This is a genomic window from Chitinophaga sp. CC14, from assembly GCF_048957795.1.
Taxonomy (GTDB): Bacteria; Bacteroidota; Bacteroidia; order Chitinophagales; family Chitinophagaceae; genus Chitinophaga; species Chitinophaga ginsengisegetis.
This window is the reverse complement of the sequence record NZ_JARBFY010000001.1, coordinates 191,373-209,762: the sequence shown is the minus strand read 5'-3', so window position 1 is coordinate 209,762 and position 18,390 is coordinate 191,373. Positions and strand designations below refer to the sequence as shown.

The following is an 18,390-nucleotide window of genomic DNA, read 5'->3' as shown; positions in this document are numbered from 1 at the left end:
TTTTTTGAAAAGAGATGCCGGAGTTGTTTTAGGATATCTTATTTATCAACGGAAAATTAATTTTTATGATGACAGGAACCAGGTTTTATACGCTGTTAACAGCTTTTCTGATTGCCGGTTATTGCACCAGTGCACAATCTGCCGATGAATTGATAGCAAAGAATATTGTAGCGATGGGAGGTGAGGCGAAGTTGAAAGGGATTAAATCGCAGTACGTAGAGGGAAATATGGAAGTGCAGGGGCAAACCGTTCCCATTAAGCGGTGGGTGAAGCAGGATGAAGCGATGCGGCTGGAGTTTACCGTGAATGGCACCAGCAATGTGCAGGTAGTAACCCGTAATGCAGGCTGGAGCCTGATGCCGGTGATGCAGCAAACAACGCCGCAGGAAATGAACCCGGAAATGCTGAAGCTGATGAAAACCCAGCTGGATGTGAGAGGAGAGTTGTATGACTACAAGAGCAAGGGAAAAAAGATAGAATTATTAGGAAAGGATACCGTGAGCGGGTCGCCGGCGTATAAGCTGAAGATCACTGCTGCGGATGGTACATCGGGTATTGCTTACCTGGATGCCAACACTTACCTGCTGGTGAAGGCTACCAATCATATGAACGTACAGGGACAGGATATGGAGTTGGTAACGTTGTTGTCTGATTATAAGAAAACGCCGGAGGGACTTACTTATCCGGGTGTTACAGAGCAGGACCCGGGTGGGGTTAAAGTTAATATTCTGAAGATAGAAATGAATCAGCCGGTAGCAGATAGTTTGTTTACCAAACCAAATCCTTAAGAAACATTTCCGCTATTGGGCCGGGGGATATATTTCCTGTGGCGCAATAGCGGAATACGGTATTATTTATACAACGCCGCCATCGCTTTGGCTTCCTCAGCCATTTTCTTAGCCAGGTGTGCGGGTTTCAGCACTTTCACCTGGGCGCCATAACTCAGCAGTGTCATGGTCAGTTCCGGGTTAATAACAACGTTGAGGGATATACGGCATTCATCGCTGTTGTCTTCCACTATTTCCTGGGAAGTGTGGATGGGTTGCGACTTAATATATTTCCCCTGTCGTGGTGTAAAGCTCAGCAATACATTTTCGGGATCTCCGTCGTGTACGGTGATGCCTACTGCGTGCTGGAAGTAGCTGGCTTCGTCGAAATTCTTTTCATCAAAGTGTTTATTGGTAGGCCATAGTTTCACCACCCGGTCGAGGGCAAAGGTAACTACAGCGCCACCGCGGGTTTTCTGGCTTTTCCCGATGAGGTAAAAGCGGTGCTGGTATTCGCGGAGGTGATAGGGTTCCACCCAGTGTTCCTTAGGCTCATCGCGGTCGAAGCTCTGGTAGGCGATGCGGATCACTTCCAGGTTTTTGATGGCGTCTACTATTTCGGGGATATGTTCTGCGCCTTTGTAGTGGGATGCCCGGGTAAATTTGATGAGTCCTTTATGCTGGAGGGCTTCCCTGTTCATTTTGAGACTGGCAGCAATTTTCAGGATAGCATCTTCAAACTGCTGTACTACCGGGAGGCTCCGGAATTGTTCCAGTATGCCAATGGCAATTTCCAGCCCCTGCAGATCTGCTTCTTCTATAGGGGAATTACTGATGGAGAAGCTATCGTCTGAGTAGCGGTAGGTGCCGCTGCTGCGCTCATATACGATAGGCGCCATATAGTTCAGTTCAGGGTCCTGGCGCATATCCTGGATATCTTTCTGGATAGTGCGGGTAGAAATTGCAGTTCCCATCTTGTCCGATACATATTCAATCAGGTTATCCAGGGTAGGTTTTGGTTTCTGCTTACTGCGCAACCGCTCGTCGATCCAGCGGTAGCGCGACACCGCGTCTTTATTCTTTGGCAAAAGATAAAATTTAGATAATAAAAATAAACAATTCCCGCTTTTGCGACGAGGATTAAAAAAATTATCATCAAAAGATCACTACGCAAATCCCTTGCGTGCGGCGCCGATAAATTTGTAGTGTTATTAAAACCTGATGGTTATGAATAAGGTAAATACAACTACAGCAATTACGCAGGTACAGGCCATTTCAATTGGGCAGATCATTATGGATGATTCCAATTACCTGACGCTCTGGGGCCAGGCGCTACTGGATGAGGTGTGGTATCCCTGCGATTTTGTAACTACTTACGAAGTAATGAACACCATGCTGCGTTTCAGCCAGGACAAGCACGATGCGGTGCAGATGACGATTGTGAAAAAACTGGAAGATATGCGCCGCACGCCGGACATTATTGACCTGGAAGCGGAACTGGGTGGCGCCGTAGTGTTTGATCACCTCGTATTTCACATGAGGCGGCCCTGTTTGCAGCAGGACGATAACTGGGAGGCATATGCCGATGAAGAGTGTTATTATATAGAGCGTGTGATCCAGATGCCGGTACCCACCGTGCCTACATTGCCGCCTGCCGCCCGGTACAACTCAAACGACGCCAATGAGAAAATGGAGTATTGCATTCAAATGCTTCATGACGCCTATAACCTGTATCTCGGTTTTATCGAATTAGAATTGGGGGAAGACGCTGCCCGGGTAATGGCCGCCCTGGAAGACGATAACAAGTTCAGTATGGCATATTATGCCTGGCAGCTGTACACCTCAAATACATAAATACTTATAACCATATTTCTATCCGTTGATGAACCCTGATGATCCATTTATGTTAACCCTGAAAGACACAAAGATGAAAAAGAATCCATTTATGTTAGCCCCGGTGTCCATGTATGTTAATTCCCGGACATCTGTTTATGTTAACCCCGGTATCCATTTACGTTAACCGCCAAGCCTTGCATCCATTTATGTTAACCCCTGATACCCATTGGTGTTAGCCCCTGGTATCCGTTTGAATGAACCCCCAATTTCCATTGTTTGTTAGCCCCCAAAACCTTTGCCCCGGAAAAAAAAAGCGCAAAATTCTGAAAAAAATCCCTTAAAGTCTATAAATTTTGTAGGAAAATGCTATTTTTGGTCAATTAAATCGTAGAACTATGAGTTTAAGACTGGGAGATGTTGCTCCTAATTTCAAAGCCAATACCACTTTAGGGGAAATAGATTTTTACGATTACCTCGGCGAAGGTTGGGGTATCTTGTTTTCCCACCCGGCAGATTTTACCCCGGTATGTACTACCGAATTGGGAAAAACGGCTTTATTAAAGGAAGAGTTTGCAAAACGTAATACTAAAGTACTGGCTGTCAGCGTAGATCCATTAGATAAACACCTGAGCTGGATAAATGATATTAACGAAACACAACAGTGTGACGTAACTTTTCCTATTATTGCAGATGAAAACAAAACAGTGGCAAACCTGTATGATATGATTCATCCAAATGCCTCTGAAACATTTACAGTAAGATCCTTGTTTATCATAGGACCGGATAAAAAAGTAAAACTCATCATCACTTACCCGGCCTCTACCGGCAGAAACTTCGTAGAAGTGCTCCGTGTACTGGATTCCCTGCAGCTGACTGCTAAATACAGCGTAGCTACACCAGCCGACTGGAAAGATGGTGAAGACGTAATCGTTACGGCAGCGGTGCCAACAGCAGATATTCCTGCACGTTTTCCGAAAGGCCACAAAATTATCAAGCCTTACCTGAGAACAACACCACAGCCCAACAAATAATATTTAAAGAGCCGTAAGGCTTTGCTATAAAGATTTTTTAATGGTTGGTTTTTGATTTTTACGAAACGGGGATTTCTCCCCGTTTTTTTTATGCCCCTACCCCTGCCAGATATTATTACTGAGGTAACAGTTTATTAATGCACAGTTAACATCCCACGTAGCAGAAAAACAAACTCTGGTCTCTAGTTTTGCTGAAAAATACATTCAATCCATTTTTATGGAATATCGTTTACAATCAGATAAGCAGCTACTGGAAGAATGTACCAAAAACAATCTCAAAGCATTTAATACTTTATTTGATCGTTATTTTGGAAGATTGTATAACTACGCACTTGGCTATGTGAAGGATGAATACTTTGCAGAAGAAGCCATCATGGACCTGATGATGTGGATATGGGATAAAAGACATACCATACAGATAGAAGGCGAGTTTAAACCATATATCTTCAGAGCCGCCAAAAACGCCACTATCAAGGCGATCCGTAAAAAAGCCGTTTCCATAGCCCCGATAGAATTTATTGAGAATAACCTTTCCTTTGTGGCTACCCCGGCCGACCACCAACTGGACACCAGGGAACTGGAAGCAAAATATCATTTCCATCTTGATTCATTAAGCCCCCAGCGTAAAATTGTATTTCAAATGAGCAGGGAAGGCGACCTCTCCCACGCCGAAATTGCCAACGACCTCAATATTTCTATTAATACCGTTAAGAACCATATTAAATTCTCCCTGAATCATTTCAGAAAGCAGCTCAATAACCATAGCGATACGGTGTTGCCGGCGCTTACCGGGGTTTTACTGCTTTTTCTGCATTCATAATATATTAAAAATAATATTTAAGCAGGCGGTTGGCATTACTTCCTGCATACTTCTCCCATACTTCTCTGATACTTCTCGGATACTTAGGAGTCGTGTATGTGTTGTATTCCCCATACAGTTCCTATACAGTCCCTATACTCTTCCCATACACTCCCCATACTGTTCCCATACACTCACCATACACTCATGATACACTTCCCATACACTCCCAATACACTTACCCCCTTTTTTATACCCCATACAGAATAATTATTTTACATATAATAATACCCGGTCCCCCCGGTAAATTATGTTTCTGTTTTTTCTTCAACATCGGATAGCCCTTCGTCTTCTTTTTTGTCCCTATATGATTAACAGGGACCTTTTATGCTCTGTTAAACCAGCATGTCAAGACAAATAAACCGGGAATTAATTGAGAAATTTTTAGCAGGCAAATGTTCTGCCGAGGAGGAGCGACTGGTAAACCTGTTTCTGAAAGATCCTGCATCAGAAAAATTGTTGGAGGACATCCTGTCTGCAAATGCTGGTAAAGACTGGATCGTATTTGAGAACGACAAATCTGTTCATCCCCGGCAGCAGGAGTTGAAAAAATCCATGCAGGAAAGGATAGGCCATGTGAATATTGCGCGTAGCAGGAACTTATTGCACCTGCGCAATGCTGCCATCTGGATTGGCCTGATCCTGACAGCTATGGGTATTTATACCATCAGTTATTTAAGTAATAAAAGAGGAACGCAGATGGCTTTTGTGGAAAGCAACAACCCAAACGGGCAGCGGTCAAAAATAATTCTTTCTGATAGCAGTGTGGTATACCTGGGCGCAGGCAGCCGTTTGAAATATCCTGAGAATTTTTCCGGAGATACCAGGGATATCTATCTGTATGGAGAAGCTTTTTTTGAAGTAACGAAAGAGAAACATAAGCCGTTCACCGTTCATACCGGCGATGTGCAAACCAAAGTATTAGGGACTTCTTTTAAAATAGAAGCATTTAAAAATAAACCCTTACTGGTGGAAGTCGCCACCGGGAAAGTAAAGGTGGACCAGGTAGCTGCCGATTTTTCCAGATCACTGGCCGTTTTAACGCCAGGGCAGAAAGTGCTGTTTGATCATGGTGAAATTAAAAGAGAAACAGTTGATCCGGAAGAAGTACAGGACCTGAAGGAAGCCCGGTTAACATTCAACAATGCTTCGCTCAATGATATTGCAGAGGTATTGCAGCGGTGGTACAATGTGAAAATCACGTTTAAACAACACACAAAATCAGCGGAAAAAATGACGCTGACACTGGACGCCAGGGTGCCAATAGATAAAATATTAAACGTGCTGGCCGCCGCAGGCCATTTCAGCTACGAAATGAAAAACGGGGAAATCGTTATTCGCTAAACTTAAAATAAACAAACGATATGTATTAAAAAAAAGCTGTCCATCATTGGATAGGGACGTCGCATGTGATGTCGTGAAACTGCACGCCCATAAAGGCAACAGGATAAAGCGAAAGGAAATTAACAACGATTCCGGCTAACGCCGGCCAACCTTAATACAAAAATTAATGCAAAAAGGATTACATCCCACAACTAAGTTTATGATGAGATGTTCATGTATACTTTTAATCGCGCAACTTACTTTTATTGGCGTACTGCTGGCCGGAAACGCCCGTGGCCAGCAACTGGACAAAGTGATTGCTGTTAAGTTGGATCACGCCGGCGTGAAAGAAAGCCTGTTAACTATTCAGGCAAAGAGCGGAATCAGGTTTGTACTGCCGGAAAAGTTGTTGGCAGGACTCAAACAAAAAATCACTATTGATTCAGACCACTCAACCGTAAAATACCTGATTGAAAAGGTGCTGGAGTCAACCAATCTCGACTATAAGCTGGTAGAAGGCTATGTGGTGATTGATACCAAACCTGTTCCACAAGCGCCCGGTAAATTATCAGGAAGAGTGGTGGACGAAAAAGGCGCGCCTTTGCCCGGCGCAACAATCAGGGCGCTGGAAACCGGCCAGGTTGTTCAAAGTGACGCTAACGGCGATTACACATTCAACCTTAAACCAGGCAACTATACACTTGAAGTAACTTACGTTTCTTTCAGGTCGCAGAAATCGAATAATGTTGTTATAAAAGAAGGAAAAACCACCTCGCTTGATTTTTCCATGCAGCTGGCCGATAACAAACTGACAGAAGTAGTGGTGAGTTATGGTAAGCAGAAAAGCCGCGAAATTACAGGCTCGATTGCCACCGTTGATGCGTCGTCTTTGCAGGACATGCCGGTAACCCAGTTTGCCCAGCAACTGCAGGGAAAAGTAGCCGGTGTTCAGGTATCTCAAACCAGCGGCCAGCCCGGGCGCGGTATGGGGTTTATTATCCGGGGCGCGGCATCTTTTTACTCAAGCAATCAACCGCTTTTTGTAATTGATGGTAACCCCATTACAGGAAGTATCAATAACATCAACCCTGCAGAAATAGAAAGCTATAGTTTTCTTAAAGACGCATCCGCCACTGCATTGTATGGATCAAGAGCCGCAAACGGTGTAGTGCTTATTACTACCAAACATGCAAAACCAGGCGACGCAAAAATTGAATTCTCCAGCTACTATGGTTTACAGAAGATCCCTACCGGTAAACTGCCGAAGATGATGACTGCAAGAGAGTTTGCTACCTTCATGAAAGAGCGTGCAGAAGATGGACTGAAGTATGAACCTGGCTATTCCGTTTCTGCCGATTATCACGCCGCTTACGACAACCCGGAGCAGTATGGAGAAGGCACCAACTGGTTTAAGCTGTTAACGAGAACGGCGCCTATTCAAAGCTATGACCTCACTGTGCGAACAGCGCGTGAACACTCTTCATCCACTGTAATAGCAGGCTACCAGGAGCAACAAGGTGTATTGATCAATACCGGCACCAAGTTATATTCAATGCGTTTTAACCAGGATTTTACTACCGAAAACAATAAGCTCAAAATAGGTTTTAACCTGGCGCCAAGCTACCGGATGGATCATAACAACAGGTTGAATAGTGACGGTGTGGGCGGATACTTTGAAAGGTTCTTCGAGGCCAGTCCATTGGTAAGTCCTTACAATGCAGATGGTTCCTACACGCGCAACGTTTCTTCTCCCGGTATGGTGGCCTATATCAATCCACTCGCTACCTATGAATTAACCAACGACGATTATAAAACAACCCGCATACTCGGTAACATTTACCTGAACTATGAATTCCTGCCGGGATTAAGCATCAAGGGCAATCTGGCGGCAGATAAAGGCGCTGAAACACGCAAGTATTTCCAGTCGGGTTTGGTTACTGGCACACAGGGACAAACCACGGGAACCAGCTCGGCGGTTGATAACGGCTCATGGACTGCAGAAGGAAACCTGGTGTATAACAGAACCTTCTTTAAAGATCATAATATAGAAGCATTGGTAGGCTACTCGGCGCAGGAATTCAGCACTTATAATAACACACTGACAGGCCTCGGTTTCACCAGTGATGATATTGAATACCTCGGTGCCGCCACCAGTGTTACCGGTAGCAGTGGTGCGGGATCCTATTCATTATTGTCGACCATAGGCCGGGTGAATTATAATTATAAAGGGAAGTATCTTTTGTCTGCAGCACTCAGACGCGATGGTTCTTCAAAATTCGGAGAGAATACACAGTGGGGCAGCTTCCCGTCAGTAGCTGCGGGTTGGATCGTTAGTGATGAATCATTTATGAAGAATGTAAAAGGCGTTAACTTCCTTAAACTACGGGCCAGTTACGGGATTACCGGTAATAACTTCTTCGCCGGTAACTATGATCCACAGGCCACTATCGGCACTTATTACTACAACTTTAATAACGTAATCACCCAGGGACAAACCATCAACCGGCTGCCTAATAAGGATTTGAGATGGGAGCGCAACAAGCAGTTCGATATCGGTCTGGAACTGGGCGTATTGGATAACCGCCTCACTTTTACCTACGATTATTACCGCAAATTAACGGACGGACTGATTCAGCAACGCTCCATACCTACATCATCCGGGTTTAACCAAATCATTTTTAATGTGGGTGAACTTAAAATGTGGGGGCATGAATTTTCTGTGAGTTCTAAAAACCTCACCGGTAGCCTGAAATGGAATACCAGCCTGGCTTTATCGTTCGACAGGAACCTGATTACCAACCTCGTAGATCCCGGTTATATCAGGAGAAATGTAACGGTGAGTTCAGATTATTACCGTCAGCAGGTAGGACATCATTTGGGTGAGTTTTACGGATTTGTTTTTGAAGGATTATATAAAGATGCTGCCGACCTTGCCAACTCTCCCAAGTATTTAAGTACTACTGCCAAGCCAAATGGTAACTCCGATATCGGAACAATCAAGGTGAAGGACATCAACGGTGATGGCGTTATTGATGATGTGAACGACCGCACCTTTATTGGCGATCCTACGCCAACATTTACCGGCGGTATCGTGAACAACTTCAGGTATAAAAATTTTGACCTGAACATTGACATGACCTTTTCTGTTGGCGGAAAAATCCTGAACGCGGCTAAATGGGCCTATCAAACAAATATGGATGGTTCCCGTCTTCCGCTGGCCGCAGCTGCCGATCGCTGGCGCTCAGAAGAAAACCCGGGATCGGGCGTTTATCCGCGTACCAAATCAGGTACCACCGCAATGGGAAGACAGGTAAACAGTCAATGGATAGAAGATGGATCTTACCTCACTGCTAAAAATATAACACTTGGATATACCGTGCCTTTAAGAAACGCGATGATAAAAAACCTGAGGGTTTTTGCATCTATACAACAGGCGTTTGTATTAACGGGCTATTCAGGTATGAATCCGGAAATAAATGTGGGCGGCTCTGATCCTACGTCGGGTGTTGGTGTAGATGAAAATGCCTATCCTATACCAAGAACGTTTTCTCTTGGATTCACCACCACATTTAAATAATCATTTAACGCTGACAAAATATGAAAAAGCTATATACAGTGATGGTCCTTTTGTGTGCAGTGACAATATCCTGCAGCAAGGATTTTATCGAACGGTCGCCTGAAGATGCATATACCGACGACGTATTTTATAAAACAGAGCAACAATTCAGATCGGCTGTAGTGGCCGCCTATGCACCTCTCCGGGATGTGCTGGTGAATGATTATTTTACTTCAGAAATGCACTCTGATAACACCATTTATCAGGCTATACCAGGTAACAGGGGTACTTCTATTGTGGAACGTGAAAACATTTCCGACTTTACCAATACCTCTACCAATGCTTATGTAGCGGCCACCTGGCAGCATAGTTACACCGGCATCTCGCGTTGTAATATCATTATCGAAAGATTGAAAGGCGCTGATCTTAACAACGAAGTAAAAGCAAACCTCGATGGACAGGCCAAATTTTTAAGGGCGCTCAACTACTTTAAACTTGTGCGTTTATACGGTGGCGTTCCTCTGTTTATAAAAGAAGTGACTACGGCAGATGAGGCATTTAAGGCCCGTGCCACCGAAGCAGAAGTATATGCCCAGATCATTGCGGATGCACAGGACGCTATCGCTGAACTGGCGCCACCAGCAAAGTTCCCGCAAACAGGAGAGGCCACCAAAGGATCTGCGACTATACTGCTTGCCGAAGTGTATGCCACGCAGAAAAAATGGGCAGATGCGGAGAAACTGCTAAACAGTATGCTGACTATGGGCTACGATCTTAATGCAAACTACGCAGATGCCTTTATGCCAGCGAATAAGAATAGTAAGGAATCGGTTTTTGAAATCCAGTTTCTCGGAGGTACATTAACAGGTGCTACGCCCAATGTGTTGTCTTTTCATTTTTTACCAAGAAGTAAAGACACTAAACTGCTAACGGGTATTTCTATTGACAATACCGGCACAGGTGGATGGAATACGCCCAGCAATGATTTGATCAGTGATTTTGAAGCCGGCGACAACCGCCTGGAAGCCTCTATCGGTATTGCAGAAGGTACCTATGATGCCAGCAACTACTTTAAATATTCAGCCGCAAAAAGCATTATCAATTACGTTCCTGCCACGGGAAAAATTGGTGTGCCCTACATAAAAAAGTATTTGCATGCTCCGCTGGAATCACCTACCGGCTCCGGTGATGATTTTCCTATCTACCGTTTTTCTGATGCGTTGCTCTTATTGGCAGAAGCCTTAAATGAACAGGGAAAATCTTCCGATGCACTAACACCGTTGAACAGGGTAAGGAGAAGAGCAGGGTTGGCCGATTTCACTAATACAGATCCCGCCCAGCTGCGTGCCGCTATTTTTCATGAACGCAGGGTGGAACTGGCATTTGAAAACCATCGCTGGACAGATCTGCTCAGAAGCGGTAAGGCGCTATCTGTGATCAATGCCTTTGGCGTAAAGATCAGGGAACAACTGCCATATCTTTCATCAGATGCGTACGTGATTGATCAGCATCACCTGTTATTTCCCATACCTCAGAATGAGGTGGGACTCAATCCAAAGATCATCCAGAACCCCGGCTACTTTTAATAGTTTTCAAACCAGCATATCATGACGATGAAAAGAGGCTTTTGTATACTGCTACTGTTAACGATGGGTGGCTTTAGTAATGCACAACAAAAAGGAGAAGATGAGTTTTCTATTGCCGTAATCCCGGATACCCAGTATTACACTGCAGAGAAAAATGGTGGAAAGAAAGAAATGTTTACTGCACAAACGGAGTGGATCGTAAAAAATGCGGCAAAGGAAAACATCAGATATGTGATCCATCTGGGAGACATCTCTGAGGACGGTGAAAAATTTCCGCAACAATGGGTCAATGCAGCGGCATCCATGTATTTGCTGGAGAAACCGCAACCCGGGTATCCGCAGGGTATTCCGTATGGCATGGCCGTAGGAAATCACGACCAGACTAAAAGTCAATATCCGCTGAGTGGTAAAACAGATCAATACAACAAATATTTCGGCATCGAACATTTTAAGGGTAAAAAATGGTACGGGGGGCACTATGGCGATAATAATGATAGTCACTACGATCTTTTTGAAGCCGGTGGTATTAAATTTATCAGCATCTTTTTAGAGTATGATTCTTATGGAGAAGATATTGAGGGGATGAACAAATGGGCCAGCCAGCTATTGGAGAAATACAGCGACAGGAAGGCAATTCTTGTGAGTCATTCTATTATTCATTTTAATAAAACAACAGGTACTAACAAGAAGGGTTTTCCGAAATTTTCAAAACAGGCGCAACGTGTGTTCGACCGGCTGAAAAGTTACCCTAACGTGATGTTAACCTTATCAGGACATGTGGGCGATAACGGCGAGGGATACCGTCAGGATGGCTACGCCGGGAATATTATCCGGTCGTTTTTATCCGACTACCAGAGCCGGCCGGATGGTGGTCATGGGTTAATGCGTTTGATGAAGTTTTCGAAATCGAAAGACCTGATCAGTGTACGTACTTTTTCGCCTTACACAGGTGAAGAAGAAAAGGATGCAGATAGTGAGTTTACACTGCCGTGGTTTCATCATACCAACGTAGCCCGTTATCATGATTACGACAATGACCAGCATACCGACATTGCCTTCTTTTCCCGTGGTGTATGGAAGATAGCAGGGCAGCCCGATATAGCGTTTGGAAAAGAAGGAGACATTCCTGCACCGGCGGATTATAACGGTGACGGTAAAACGGAGTTAGCTGTATTCCGGCCTTCCGAAGGTAAGTTTTATCTCCAGGGAGGGGAAGTAGTTACACTTGGACAAGCAGGTGATATCCCGGTGTGCGGAGATTACGACGGCGATGGTTTTGCAGAGGTGGCGGTATATCGTCCAGCTACGCTTACCTGGTATTTTGATGGCCTGGACAGTATCCGGTTCGGACATAAAAATGGTATTCCCGTTCCGGCGGATTATGACGGAGATGGCGTGCTGGACGTAGGCGTATTTCGTACAGACAATTCGTTATGGCAAACAAGTTTGGGTAATATTCCGTTGCAGGTAAAGCATATCCCCGGCGACATTCCTGTTCCCGGTGATTACGATGGCGATGGCAGAGCAGAAATGGCGGTGTTTCGTCCTTCCACCGGTGAATGGATCATTGACAGGTTTAAAGAACCGGTAAAGCTTGGGAAAGAAGGAGATATCCCGGTTCCCGGGAATTATTTCAGAGATGGAAAAACTTACCCGGCTGTTTACAGGGATGGTAAGATCTATCTTGAAAACGGTCATACCATAACAGCCAATCAGGGGAAGATAACAGAGCTGGTAAAATAAAATTAAAAGAGCCGTGTACAATACACGGCTCTTTTAATTTTATTCTTCGCCTGCGGGCTGCTTACCACGGTGTTTCCGTAGTTGCGTTAGCAGGGCACTCATATCTTTTGGCAGCGGTGCTTCAATCGTATATTCCTTGCCGGAAGGATCTTTGAAGATCAGCATAGACGCATGCAGGGCCAGCCTGCTGAGTAATGGCCGCTCTTCTTCTGTATGTTTGCCTAACTTGAATTTTTTCTTGATAGAAGATAACAGCACCGGTTGCGCGCTGCCGTAAAATTCATCTACCGCAATGGGGTGTCCCAGGTACTTCATATGTACCCTGATCTGGTGGGTACGGCCGGTATGGATCTGCATCCTTACCAGGCTGTAAAGGCCAAATTCTTCCAGTACTTCATAATCTGTAGAGGATGGCTTACCCTTGCGGTTAGTCACCATCTTACCCTTTTGTACAGGATGTTCCATGATCCCTTCACTCACATTGCCTTGCTTAGGTACTGGTTGGCCACTTACCAGTCCGAGGTAAAACTTCTTTACATCCCTGCTTTCAAAAAGCTGCGAGAAATATTTATGCGCTGCTTCGTTGCGTGCAAACAGGATGATGCCACTGGTTTCGCGGTCGAGCCGATGTACCGTGAATATTTCCCCGTAAGCTTTTTTCATGATGGCTATCAGGGAGGTAAGCTCATTATCATGACGGTCGGGCAACGTAAGCATTCCTGAAGGCTTGTTGACTACAACAAAATCAGGCGTTTCGAGTATAATATGTTCTGATAATCGCATTCCGTAAATCGGCAGTTATTTTTTAAAGTGTTTCAGCAGGATTACTTCTTTCTCATTGAGGAAGCGCCACTGTCCACGGTTCAGTGTTTTTTTGGTAAGACCCGCATACATTACGCGGTCCAGCTTTTCTACTGTATATTCCAGGTGTTCAAAGATGCGGCGGACAATGCGGTTTTTACCACTGTGAATTTCAATGCCCACCTGTTTTTTATCTTTCGGATCCACATAACCCAGCGCGTCTACCAGGGCAACGCCATCTTCCAGGGTTACACCTGCAATGATTTGCTCGAAGTCGGTTTTAGTCAGTGGTTTATCCAGTTCTACCTGGTAAATCTTTTTGATGTTATGTTTGGGATGAGCCAGGCGTTGTGCCAGTTCACCATCATTGGTGAGCAGCAACAGGCCGGAGGTATTACGATCGAGGCGTCCTACAGGGTATACCCTTTCGTTTTCTGCAGCATCCTGGATCAGGTCCATTACAGTTTTGCGGCCTTCCGGATCATCGGTGGTAGTAATGTAGCCTTTGGGTTTATTCAGGAGAATGTATACCAGGTTTTTAGTCGGGGTAATTTTTTTATCCTGCATAGTTACCACATCGCTGCTGGTTACTTTGGTAGCGGGTTCTGTTACCACTTTGCCATTCACGGTTACCTTGCCTTCCTTGATCAGGTCTACTGCTTTTCTGCGGGAGCAAAGACCACAATGGGCCACAAATTTGTTCAGCGGCATTTCGCCGGGGCCAAATATGCTTTCTTTGCCTTCGTTCGTATGTTCGTGATCGTTAGCGCCTCTTACCTTTGTGCCTTTTTTTTTATCCTGTTTATCGGCGAAGCGTTCGTTGGTTTTATCAAAGAACTTTTTACGGTTGAAGCCACTGGGTGTTTCTTTTCCGCCTTTTTTCTTTTCTCCGTGGAAGTGAAAAGCGCTGTTGTCGTCCGTTTTCTTAGCGGCGCCTGCACCGTAGGTACGTTTGCGCGGGGCTCTTTCACGGCTTTCTTCTTTATCGAAGCTGCGTACACGTTCCGGACGTTCACCATCTTTTCTGAAAGCGCTGAATGCGCGTTCGCCATCGGGTTTATCTTTCTTGTCTTTAAAGTCGTTATCGTTGCTGCGTTTGTGGAAAGGCTTTTCGTCTTTGTCGAAACGTTTACGGGCGCCTGGTTTTTCATCCCGGCCGAAGGAGCGTTTGTCATCGCTTCTGCCGAAAGAGCGTTTGTCGTCGCTTTTACCAAAAGAGCGTTTATCATCACTTCTGCCGAAAGAACGTTTTTCTTCGCCTTTTTCGCCAAAGCTGCGTTTGAACGGAGGTTTCTCTTCGCTGCTGCCGGTGCTGCGTTTGCCGCGTTGAGGTTTATCATTTCCAAAGCTATCGGTAGCTGGTCCTTTTTTGCGGGCCGGTCTGCCGTTGCTGTCGAAAGTGCGTTTGCGGAAAGCAGGTTTTTCATCACCGGCGCTTTCGCCACCGAAACGGGGCCTGCGGGATGAGGAGCTGTCGTCAGCGCTGCGGTTATCTTTTGCAGATGCTCTTCCTGGCCTTTCGCCATCAGCGGAGGAGCGGTTGCGGTTGCCTGCTGGTTTGTCGCTTTTACCAAATTTGTTATCCCTTGATGGACCAAACCCTTTTTTAGCAGGTTGTTTTTTCTTCATAAATTATTATTGATTGATGATCATGCGTGCATGACCAATAGGAATATTGTTATAGTATCAGCCTTTATTGGCGAGTTGTCCGCATGCCGCATCGATATCTTTACCACGGCTGCGACGCAATCTTGCATTCACCCGGTTTTTGGCAAGATATTCCATGAACTCTTCTGCTTTTTTGGCGTCCGGTTTCTGGAACCGGGCCATATCAATCGGGTTGTATTCGATGATGTTTACCAGATCAGCGGGAACCTGCCTGTATATTTTAATCAGCTCATCAGCATCTTCTTTTGAGTCGTTAAAATCTTTGAAGAGGATATATTCGAAAGAAATTTCGTTTTCAGTAGCCTTGTAGAAGTAGTTCAGCGCGTCTATCAATTCCTTCAGGTTGTTGGAATCGTTGATAGGCATAATTTCACTGCGTTTCTTATCATTGGCGGCGTGTAAAGACAGTGCCAGGTTAAAGCGTACTTTATCGTCGCCCAGCTGGCGGATCATTTTGGCCACGCCGGCGGTAGAAACGGTAATACGTTTTGGCGACATGCCCAGTCCGTCGGGGGAAGTGATACGCTCAATGGCCTGTAATACATTCTTGTAGTTAAGCAGGGGTTCGCCCATGCCCATGAACACGATGTTGCTCAGCTTTTTGCCGGATGATTCCAGGGCTTGCTTATTCAGCAGCGCCACTTCATCATAAATTTCATCGTAATCGAGGTTGCGCTTGCGCTCCATGTAGCCGGTAGCACAAAACTTGCAGCTCAGGCTGCAGCCTACCTGTGAGGATACACAAGCGGTTTGCCGGCTGTCGGTCGGAATCAGCACACCTTCTACCAGGTGATTATCGTGTAAGCGGAAACGGCTCTTGATGGTACCATCATTGCTTTGCTGTACGGTATCCACCTTTACAGCAGGAAGGGAAAAATGCTCCGTTAATTTTTGTCGTAATTCTTTAGAGAGGTTGGTCATTGCCTCAAAACTATCGGCATGCCGCAGCCAAAGCCACTCGTATACCTGTTTTGCACGGAAAGGCTTTTCGCCTATTGACCCGAAATATTCCTGTAAAGCCGGTAAACTTAAATGCCGGATATTTTTATTGTCAGACTTCATTATCATTAATTGAGCAGTTGGCTGCCTTACGGCAGTCGGAAAGTAACGGCAAAGATACGTAATATTGGCGTACTGACAGAATGTCCTTTAAAACTGAATGCCACAGCCGTTTCCAGCTGTGGCATCCGCTTATAAAGGCGTATTCGGCTTATTTCATCCAGATAGCGGCAAAATGGGAGGAATTGTCGTATCCCTGGATCCTGAACAACCGGTATCCCTGGGCTGTCAGGTCGGTGAACTTAGCCTGGTAGTCGGACGGAGTCATATTCATATACGAATAGTACGCCTTGTTCTTAGGCCACCAGAGCCCACCTACGTTATTCTGGCTCCCGTTTTCCTCGATGTTTACATTCACAGTCATCAGACCTGCTTTATTTAATTCCTCGAACTTCTTTGTAAAGTCGTTGGTATTCATGCCATAATACATGTAAAACCCTCCGGGATTGCTGCTGCCAAATACCCCGGCATGATAGCGTTTACCACCGGCATAGTATACCACGTGCTCGGTTACGCGCATTTTCTGCTGTTCCACATAGGTTTTCCATTTGGCGGCGTATACTTCGTCTGTAGCATTGTGTACAGCGGCAAAGTTTTCATTGCCTCTTTTCTGCCAGATAGCGGTAAACAATGGATTGCCGGCGTTATCGTTGGTAATGGAGATCTGCCGGGGAATATATCCTTTGCCATAATATTCGTCGAAGTACTGCTGGTACTGGGTGCTGTTCATGTTAATGCGGCAATACCAGGCGCCGGGGAGTCCCTGCTGGAAAGAGCCGGAGGCGAGGTACTGGTTACCGGATTTATGTACGCTCAAAGTTTGCAGTGCCATGCCCATGCCGGTATAGTAGCCCCAGTATTGGGTGATATACTGCACCGGTACATTGTGGAAAGAAGGATAGAAAGGTGCAAAGAAGCGGTTAAATCCGCCGTTGGCGCCTATTTCATAGCAGGAGCTGTTGCTGCTTTCTGAAGTAGCATACACGCCATAGGGGTCTACTTCCATCCAGTCGGCGCCAGTACCGGGACTTTTCACCCAGAGCATAAAATGCAGGTGGTTGTTGCCGGTATTGGGATTGGTAGGGGTGCCGTCCTGGTTAAGTCCCCAGCCGGCGCCACCAAAGCCCGTGTTACCAGCCCAGGCAATTTGCTGGCCGGCGTATACATAATCTCCTGCTTTTACTTTCAGCTTTTGGGCGTTGGTACCCCACAGTAATTGTGACGGGTTGGGCAGGTTGGCAAATTTTTTATACTTGGTATCGCGGGCGTCTTTGTCGTTGGGGTCATTCACCTTAATGACTTTTGCGTTCGCCACATCATGATCAAAACCGCCACGGAGGTGGAAGTAGCCGGTGCGATAAGATGTTCCGTCTGCTGCTTTATGTTCTATGATCACCACATTTCCGAAGAACGGGTCCCACATGGCAGTCACCACTTTTCCGGCGGCGGAAGCGTATACGCCAAAGGTTGGGTCGATGCCAGGGCCATAGGCGTCGCTGGTTTTGAGGTAATCCACTGAGCCGTGGCCATTGCCATTATCATACTTCCAGGCGCCTGCCGGATACACTTTGCTGTTGGTATACGGGAGGAAGAAAGGAACTTTGGGCGACAGGCTGCTGGCAAAGGTGCGTGCATCGTTTTCGTTGCTGAACACCGCTGCAGGAGAGGCGTACATCAGGCTTTTATTGGCTACTTCATCTTTGATGGAATAGCTGCAGCAGCCGATAGTTACGGTTGGAGGCGTGCAATAGAGCGGTGCATTCACTTTTTTAACGGTGATCACTTTGTCCGGCAGCAACTGGAGGTTATCGATATTGATTTGCCGTGCGGTGGTGTTGTCTGCAGCCAGGTTCCATCTGGGGGCGGCGCGGAGGTTTCTTACGTTTACGGCGCCACGGGGTGTTGCTACCTGCCGGGAAGGTTCCGGGCCTTCCATGATTTTGGCGGTGGATTTAATGGGTCTGTATAAAAGTTCGGAGAGGTTCGCCTCATTTTCACCCGCGGGTTGTTGGGCTTTCACAATTACAGGTGTAGTGCTGAGCAAACAGATTGCCAGCCACACCACGCTACTTAGGTGTTTCATTTTGGGGTTATTTTTTGATAGAATTAATGACAGCGGCAAAACTAGGCCCGGCAAGGGGAGGAGTCAAGCGACAATTAC

General features: G+C 45.8%; 13 protein-coding genes. 8 read left to right on the top strand and 5 right to left on the bottom strand.

The genetic code is table 11. The features are described from left to right. Nucleotides 1–65: 65 nt before the first annotated feature. Entirely contained in the window at nucleotides 66–788 is a 723-nt protein-coding gene (locus PV783_RS00835) for a LolA family protein (RefSeq protein WP_143313644.1), read from the top strand. A 62-nt stretch (nucleotides 789–850) separates the two neighbouring features. On the opposite strand, the gene PV783_RS00830 is transcribed toward PV783_RS00835, so the two are convergent. Next, entirely contained in the window at nucleotides 851–1,855 is a 1,005-nt protein-coding gene (locus tag PV783_RS00830; RefSeq protein ID WP_079471046.1) for a helix-turn-helix transcriptional regulator, read from the bottom strand. A 139-nt stretch (nucleotides 1,856–1,994) separates the two neighbouring features. Here PV783_RS00830 and PV783_RS00825 point away from each other — a divergent pair, with 139 nt between their 5' ends. From PV783_RS00825 to PV783_RS00795, 7 genes are all read left to right on the top strand, one after another. Beyond that, on the top strand, nucleotides 1,995–2,621 hold the full coding sequence (locus tag PV783_RS00825; RefSeq protein ID WP_420986878.1) for a hypothetical protein: 627 nt from the start codon (nucleotides 1,995–1,997) through the stop codon (nucleotides 2,619–2,621). 377 nt (nucleotides 2,622–2,998) lie between these two features. After that, nucleotides 2,999–3,634, top strand: coding sequence for a peroxiredoxin (locus PV783_RS00820; RefSeq protein WP_079471044.1), 636 nt, complete (start codon nucleotides 2,999–3,001; stop codon nucleotides 3,632–3,634). Nucleotides 3,635–3,851: 217 nt separating this feature from the next. Further along, nucleotides 3,852–4,454 carry an RNA polymerase sigma-70 factor gene (locus PV783_RS00815; protein ID WP_420986877.1) on the top strand — a complete coding sequence of 201 codons (603 nt, stop codon included), beginning with the start codon at nucleotides 3,852–3,854 and terminating at the stop codon, nucleotides 4,452–4,454. A 384-nt stretch (nucleotides 4,455–4,838) separates the two neighbouring features. Beyond that, complete coding sequence (locus PV783_RS00810; RefSeq protein ID WP_420986876.1) at nucleotides 4,839–5,837, top strand: FecR family protein; 999 nt, start codon at nucleotides 4,839–4,841, stop codon at nucleotides 5,835–5,837. Between the two features lie 199 nt (nucleotides 5,838–6,036). Beyond that, complete coding sequence (locus PV783_RS00805) at nucleotides 6,037–9,393, top strand: SusC/RagA family TonB-linked outer membrane protein (protein ID WP_235015962.1); 3,357 nt, start codon at nucleotides 6,037–6,039, stop codon at nucleotides 9,391–9,393. Nucleotides 9,394–9,413: 20 nt separating this feature from the next. Further along, a complete protein-coding gene (locus PV783_RS00800) occupies nucleotides 9,414–10,958 on the top strand; it encodes a RagB/SusD family nutrient uptake outer membrane protein (RefSeq protein ID WP_420986875.1) in 1,545 nt (514 codons plus the stop codon). Between the two features lie 21 nt (nucleotides 10,959–10,979). Next, nucleotides 10,980–12,701, top strand: a complete 1,722-nt coding sequence (locus PV783_RS00795) for a metallophosphoesterase (RefSeq protein WP_420986874.1) — start codon at nucleotides 10,980–10,982, stop codon at nucleotides 12,699–12,701. A gap of 39 nt (nucleotides 12,702–12,740) precedes the next feature. Here the strand turns inward: PV783_RS00795 and PV783_RS00790 are convergent, their stop codons facing one another. The 4 genes from PV783_RS00790 to PV783_RS00775 form a co-directional block, all read right to left on the bottom strand. Then, a complete protein-coding gene (locus tag PV783_RS00790; RefSeq protein ID WP_079471038.1) occupies nucleotides 12,741–13,484 on the bottom strand; it encodes an RluA family pseudouridine synthase in 744 nt (247 codons plus the stop codon). Between the two features lie 15 nt (nucleotides 13,485–13,499). Continuing rightward, the gene (locus tag PV783_RS00785) at nucleotides 13,500–15,131 is read right to left on the bottom strand and encodes a pseudouridine synthase (RefSeq protein ID WP_336389016.1); all 1,632 of its coding nucleotides are present in this window, start codon (nucleotides 15,129–15,131) and stop codon (nucleotides 13,500–13,502) included. 57 nt (nucleotides 15,132–15,188) lie between these two features. Continuing rightward, nucleotides 15,189–16,232 carry a 23S rRNA (adenine(2503)-C(2))-methyltransferase RlmN gene (rlmN, locus tag PV783_RS00780; RefSeq protein ID WP_079471037.1) on the bottom strand — a complete coding sequence of 348 codons (1,044 nt, stop codon included), beginning with the start codon at nucleotides 16,230–16,232 and terminating at the stop codon, nucleotides 15,189–15,191. A 148-nt stretch (nucleotides 16,233–16,380) separates the two neighbouring features. Further along, nucleotides 16,381–18,312, bottom strand: a complete 1,932-nt coding sequence (locus PV783_RS00775; RefSeq protein ID WP_420986873.1) for a hypothetical protein — start codon at nucleotides 18,310–18,312, stop codon at nucleotides 16,381–16,383. Nucleotides 18,313–18,390 lie beyond the last annotated feature (78 nt).